This window comes from Sphingomonas sp. Leaf412, assembly GCF_001425405.1.
Classification (GTDB): Bacteria; Pseudomonadota; Alphaproteobacteria; order Sphingomonadales; family Sphingomonadaceae; genus Sphingomonas.
The window spans coordinates 966,643-973,313 of the sequence record NZ_LMQP01000001.1 but is presented as its reverse complement, the minus strand read 5'-3'; the positions used below and the strand labels follow the sequence as shown (position 1 = coordinate 973,313).

The 6,671-nt window shown below is 65.3% G+C and carries 3 protein-coding genes; 2 read left to right on the top strand and 1 reads right to left on the bottom strand.

Features of this window, described 5'->3' with window-relative positions; genetic code table 11:
- Positions 1-36: 36 nt before the first annotated feature.
- Both ASG29_RS04420 and ASG29_RS04415 read left to right on the top strand, forming a co-directional pair.
- Positions 37-459, top strand: a complete 423-nt coding sequence (locus ASG29_RS04420) for a DDE-type integrase/transposase/recombinase (RefSeq protein WP_055980562.1) — start codon at positions 37-39, stop codon at positions 457-459.
- A gap of 1,598 nt (positions 460-2,057) precedes the next feature.
- A complete protein-coding gene (locus tag ASG29_RS04415; protein ID WP_162242936.1) occupies positions 2,058-5,717 on the top strand; it encodes a PAS domain S-box protein in 3,660 nt (1,219 codons plus the stop codon).
- Between the two features lie 111 nt (positions 5,718-5,828).
- Here ASG29_RS04415 and ASG29_RS04410 read toward each other — a convergent pair whose 3' ends face one another.
- The gene (locus ASG29_RS04410; protein WP_055980557.1) at positions 5,829-6,476 is read right to left on the bottom strand and encodes a DsbA family oxidoreductase; all 648 of its coding nucleotides are present in this window, start codon (positions 6,474-6,476) and stop codon (positions 5,829-5,831) included.
- Positions 6,477-6,671 lie beyond the last annotated feature (195 nt).

Sequence of the window (6,671 nt, the reverse complement as noted above, 5' to 3'; positions counted from 1 at the left end):
CGTCCGTCTCCTCACGAAGGCGGACTCTAGCTCAAACTGGCAGAGTTTCAGGGGAGCACGTCAGAGGGGGAGGTCCTCGAGAGCTACGTAAGCAAGACTCGCGACAAGGCAGCTGCGCTCGCCTTCATGAAGAAGGCGCTCAAGCGCCACGGCTCACCCGAAAAGATCACCACCGACGGCCTGCGCAGCTATGGTGCCGCGATGGGCGAGCTCGGTTGCCGCGAGAAACAGGAGACAGGGCGCTGGGCCAACAACCGGGTGGAGAACAGCCACCTGCCCTTCCGACGACGAGAGCGGGCGATGAACCGGTTCAGACGGATGAGCTCGCTACAGAAGTTCGCATCCGTTCACGCCAACCTGCACAACCACTTCAGTTTGGAACGACACCTCGTCGACCGACAGACCTACAAGGAACGACGCTCTGCCGCCCTGGCAGAGTGGCAGATTATCGCGAGCTAGCCCCCCTGCCCTCAAAGCCCGACGTGCATCGTGGAGAGAGCGGTTCGCGTTAGACTGACAGCACCCTCGACAGTGATCAGATTGCCGCGGATGCAGTGCTGCTCCACGCCGCACTTACTGCCCGCTTTCCGGGTACCGAGATCCATCTGCGCGAGACCGGGCGCGTGATCGGCGTGCAGATCGTCGGTGCGACGCCTCCAGACGGAACGCTTGATCCGACTTCCTACTGGCCAGGAGATCCAGATCGCGCCTGGCGGCTTGATCATATAAGCTTCGTACCGCCGCGGCCGGTGACCGAACTTGTTCAGCCATCGGAAGGACAGACAAGGTGATCACCGACATACCGCAGCCCGCCGATATGCTTGTCGGCTACGATCGTCCGGCCATTGCGTGAACGCTTCTGCTCAAGCTGCGGCGGGGTTCGCCCACCTCGTACCCCGTGGCAACACCCAGTAATCGCTGCTGCTGACACCGTGCAGCGGTGGAAGACCTGGTTAGGATCAGGCCGGGACGCCGGGCTGCTCATCCTCGTGCCACCCCGCCCCCCGCTGCCGCCGCGCAGCGAGCCTGGTCACTAGGTCGGATCGGCGCGCCAGTTCGTCCCATGCCTTAGCAGCCCGCAAAGCGCGCTCTCTCACGCCTCCGCATCCAGCGCTTTCGGCTAATGCTTTTTGCTCTGCGGCTCGTGCCCGGTAAACTTCTGCCGGTTCCGAATTGGCGCCGCGGTCTAGCAGTTTTGGCATCGGCCTAAGCATCACGAACAACGTGCAGCTTGCGTGCCGTAGCTGCCATTGTCTCCTCGTGCATTGCTGCCAGATCAAGGTGGGCTCGTTTGATTGCAGGGTCATCTGCCGCCTCTGCCAGCGCGCGCTCCTGTTGGGCTCGCTTCATGTGAAACTCGGCATCTGGTGCCTTGCGAGAAGGGTATCCGATTCTCATCCGGCATCTCCTATCAAGGGACGCCGATTATAATTCGTCGAGCTATTACATCAACCGGACGGGCGTTGTCAGGGCTAATGCACCGGCTGATAAGCGCCCCCCCGTTAGAGCGGTCGAATGCCCCGACCGCGCAAGCCAGATAGCCCGTTCCGGTACTTCAACTCTTCGCCGGAGGTGATTCGGCTGGTGGTATTGATGTACGTGCGCTTCCCGCTGTCGTTGCGGAACGTAGAGGACCTGCTGTTCGAACGCGGCATCGGGCATTGTCAAACCAAATGCACCGGCTCTTGAAAGCAGCGGAGGTTAGCGGCTTGTTCAGCAGCTGCCTCACACCGAACGGACTGTCAGTTGCTGCGAACTCGCTTGGCTTGTTCCGAAACGGGGCAGGATCGCGTCCGCAAGTGGGCTGGTGCCGTTGCGTTGACAACACCCTTCTCCGCCATCGCACTCGCTGGCACTGTCATCTTCTGGCTTGATAAACGAGTCCTGACCGCAGGTCGTAACGCGCAAAGGCCGAGGTTCCGCATGTGAATCCAGCCTCGCGTTGGACTGGATAGCGCCAAGGCACTCCCCGGCCCGCAGACTTCATGCCGGTCGCGCTGACCTTTTGTGAAACGCGCCACACCGGCTATACGGCGGCAAAGGGATCGCCGGTCGATATGAAAGAGATGGATGATCGCGAGACGCGGCGGCTGGCCGCTCTGGCCCGTTACGCGGTGCTCGATACCCCGCGCGAGCCGTCCTTCGACGAAATCGCCGCCCTTGCCGCGACGATCTGCGATGCGCCGATAGCGGTCGTCAACCTGATCGGCGACGGCAGGCAGTTCTTCAAGGCGGAGGTCGGCCTGGGCGTCCGCGAAACCCCGCTCGACAGCTCCTTTTGCGCCTGGGCAATCCTGGAGGACGATTTCCTCCTCGTGCCCGACACGACGCAGGACGCGCGGTTCACGCACAATCCCCTGGTCGTGGGCGATCCGCACATCCGTTTCTATGCCGGTGCGCTGCTCAAGACGGCGGAGGGGTTGCCCATCGGCACCCTGTGCGTACTGGATCATCGCCCCCGCACGCTGACGGCGGTGCAGGAGGACACGCTGCGCGTCCTGGCGCGGCAGGTCATGGCGCAACTCGACCTGCACCGCACGATCGCGGAACGCGACCGGCGCTTCGAGGCGGCGGTCGCCAGCGAACAGCGCCTTCGCCTCGTCCTCGACAGCGCCCGTGACTATGCCATCGTCACGACGGACGGGGAACGCCGGATCACCAGCTGGTCCGCCGGGGCGCAGGAGGCGTTCGGCTGGCCCGAGCGCGAGGCGATCGGACGGCCGATCGACGACCTTTTCACGCCCGAGGATCGCGCGGCCGGGGTGCCTGCGCGCGAGGTGGAAAAGGCGCTGGCCGAGGGCGTCGCGCCGGACGTGCGCTGGCATCTGCGTGCCGACGGGTCGCGCGTGTTCATGAACGGTTCGACCCATCCGATCATGGCCGACGGCGCGGCCGCGGGTGGTTTCCTGAAGATCGCGCGCAACGAAACCAGCCAGCGCGAGCAGACCGACGAACTGGCCCGTACCCGCGCCGAACTCGTTGACAGCGAGGCGCGCTTCCGCAACATGGCGGACGGCGCCCCGATGATGATGTGGGTCACCGATCCGGACGGCTATTGCACCTATCTCAACCGCAGCTGGTACGAATTGACGGGCCAGCGCGAGGAGGACGCGCTCGGGTTCGGCTGGCTCGACGCGACCCACCCGGACGACCAGTCGATCGCGGAGGACGCCTTCCTGCGCGCCAATGCCGCCCACGCCCCGTTCCGGGTGGAATACCGCCTGCGCCGGGCGGACGGCACCTATCGCTGGGCGATCGACGCCGCCAGCCCGCGGTTCGGCGCCGACGGCGAATATCTGGGCTATGTCGGCTCGGTCATCGACATCGACGAGCGCCGCGAGGCGGAAGATGCATTGCGCCGCGCCATGACGCTGCTGGAAGCCGTGATGGAGGCGGTGCCCGGCGTCGTCTATGCGAAGGATCGCGCCGGCCGCATGCTCGCGGCGAACCGCGGCACGGTGGACCTGGTCGGCAAGCCGCTGGCCGGGATCATCGGACGCACCGATGCCGCCTTCCTCGACGATGCGTCGCAGGCGGCCGAGGTCATGGCCAACGACGCCCGCATCATGGCGGATAACCGTACCGAAGTGCTGGAGGAAGCGGTCAGTCGGCCCGACGGCAGCCGCGCCACGTGGCTGTCGACCAAAGCGCCGTTCCTGGATGCGCAGGGCAATGTCATCGGCCTGGTCGGGTCCTCGATCGACATCACCGAACGCAAGCAGGCCGAAGAGCGCCTGCGCGACAGCGAGGCGCGCCTGTCGCAGGAGCGCACCCGGCTCGCCACGCTGGTCGAAAGCCTGCCGGTCGGCGTCTGCTTCCTCACCCCGACGGCCGAGACGCTCCTCTCCAACCCCGCCTATCGCCGCTTCCTGCCCGACGGAACCCTGCCCTCACGCCTCCCCGACACGGATCGTCGATGGATCGGCTGGGACCCGTCCGGACGCCCCATCCCGCGCGAGGAATATCCCGGCGCCCGCGCGCTCCGCGGGGAGGCGACGCACGCTACCGACTTCGTGTGCCGGACGCCGGTTGGCGACATCTGGGTACGCGTCAGCGGCATTCCGCTGGCGGACGAGAACGGCCGCCCCGCCGGTGCCATCGTCGTCGTGGTGGACGTGACCGACGAAAAGCGCGCCCAGCAGGCCCTCGAACGGCTGAACGGTACGCTGGAGGCGCAGGTCGCCGAACGCACCGCCGACCGCGATCGCATGTGGCGCCTGTCCACGGACCTGATGCTGGTGGCGCGGTTCGATGCGACGATAACGGCGGTGAATCCTGCCTGGACGACCTTGCTGGGCTGGAGCGAGACCGACCTGATCGGCCGGTCGTTCCTCGACCTCGTACACCCCGAAGACCGCGACCGCACCGTGAGCGAGGCGGCACGGCTCGCCGATGGCTTCAGGACCCTGCGCTTCGAGAACCGCTACCGGCACAGGGACGGCACGTACCGCTTCCTGTCCTGGACCGCGGTGCCCGACGACGATTTCATCAACGCGGTCGCGCGCGACGTGGATGCGGAGCGAAAGGCGCAGCTCGACCTCGAACAGGCGCAGGAACAGCTTCGTCAGGCGCAGAAGATGGAGGCGGTCGGCCAGTTGACCGGCGGCATCGCGCACGACTTCAACAATTTGCTGACCGGGATCATCGGCTCGCTCGACATGATGCAGCGGCAGTTCGCGAAGGGCGACACGAGCAAGCTGGAACGATATGCCACGACCGCGATCACCTCGGCCAACCGCGCCGCAGCGCTGACGCACCGTCTGCTCGCCTTCTCGCGCCGCCAGCCGCTGGATCCGAAGCCGGTGAGCGCGAACCGGCTGGTGACCGGCATGGAGGAACTGTTGCGCCGGACGATCGGCGAGTCCGTGCGTTTGGAGATCGTGACCGCCGGTGGATTGTGGCAGACGCTGTGCGACCCGCACCAGCTCGAAAGCGCGATCCTGAACCTCGCCATCAATGCGCGCGATGCGATGCCGGACGGCGGCACGCTGACGATCGAGACATGCAACGCTCATCTTGACGACGCCTATGCGGCCCGCGAACGGGAGGTGCAGCCCGGCCAGTACGTTTGCATCTGCGTGACCGACACGGGCACCGGCATGACCGCGGACACGATTGCGAAAGCGTTCGAACCCTTCTTCACGACCAAGCCGATCGGTCAGGGCACCGGCCTCGGCCTGTCGATGATCTACGGCTTCGCGCGCCAGTCCGAAGGCTATGCGAAGATCTACTCGGAGGTCGGCCACGGCACGACCTTCAAGCTCTACCTGCCCCGCCACTACGACGAGAGCGAGGAGGCGGATGAGCATTCCACCCGGCTGGCAGACGAGCCTCGCGCCGAACATGGCGAAGTCGTCTTGGTCGTCGAGGACGAGACGGCGGTCCGTGCCCTTGTCGTCGATGTGCTGGAGGAACTGGGCTATCGCGCGCTGGAAGCGGTCGACGGCCCGTCGGGACTGAAGCTGCTGCAATCCGAGCTCCAGATCGACCTGCTCATCACCGACATCGGCCTTCCCGGACTGAACGGTCGCCAGCTCGCCGACGCCGCCCGCGAACGGCGGCCCGAACTGAGCGTCCTCTTCATGACCGGCTATGCCGAAAATGCGACGATCGCGAACGGCTTCCTGACCCCCGGGATGGAGATGATTACGAAGCCGTTCGCGATCGATGCGCTCGCCGGTCGCATCCGCGCGATCATCGAGGCCCGGCGCACCTGACACGTCCGGGATGACAAATTGCGGCCTTCGGCGACGATGGCCGTAACGCGATCGTGCCGGATGGATAGTCACAGATCCGCGGGCCTCGCCAGCCAGCCGCATCGCTCCACATCACGCCTCTGCTGCAATGCTGCGGAGCGCCTTCTCGAACGCTGCCGGCGGCTGGCCACCCGTGATGACATACTTCCGATTGACGATCACCGTTGGAACCGCGGACACACCTTCCGCTCGCCATAGTTGTTCGTCCGCGCGCACATTATCCGCATAGCAGCCGGACGTGATGACCTCGCGCGCGGCCGCACCGTCGAGCCCTGCTGCCTCGGCAGCCGCGACCAGCACGTCCACGTCGCCCGGATTCTGCCCATCGGTAAAATAGGCCTCGAACAATTTGTGCTTGAGCTGACGCTGCCGCCCCTCGATGCCCGCCCAGTGCAAAAGCCGGTGGGCATCGAACGTATTGTAGATACGGCTCCCCTCGCCCATCGTCATGGTGAACCCAAGCTCCGCGGCGCGCTCGCGGATCATCGTGCGGTTCGCGGCCGACTGCTCACGGGTCGATCCGTATTTCTGGCGGATGTGCTCGCCGATCTCCTGCCCCTCCGCCGGCATGTGCGGATTCAGTTCGAACGGTCGGAACCGGAGGTCGACATCGACCAGATCGCCGACATTCCGAAGCGCCTGCTCCAGCCCCCGAAGTCCGATGACGCACCATGGGCATGACACGTCGGAAACGAAGTCGATCTGCATCGGTCTGGTCATCGCGGTCCCTTTTTCCGGTGCACAGTATGTAGGGGGAAGGATGGGCCTGTCACCGTGCGCCCGGTCGAAACCGTATGGCTGCGGGACGAACATCGACATTGTCCTGCATCAATACGATCGCTCGTCGACGAGCGGACACAAGCGAAGGCCTACCTCGTTCGCGCATCGGGATTACCCCACGCGAGAGGATCATCG

Excerpts from the sequence above, each read along its gene's own strand:
- ASG29_RS04415 (WP_162242936.1), top strand. The coding sequence starts at position 2,058 with ATGAAAGAGATGGATGATCGCGAGACGCGGCGGCTGGCCGCTCTGGCC.
- ASG29_RS04410 (WP_055980557.1), bottom strand. The coding sequence starts at position 6,476 with ATGACCAGACCGATGCAGATCGACTTCGTTTCCGACGTGTCATGCCCA.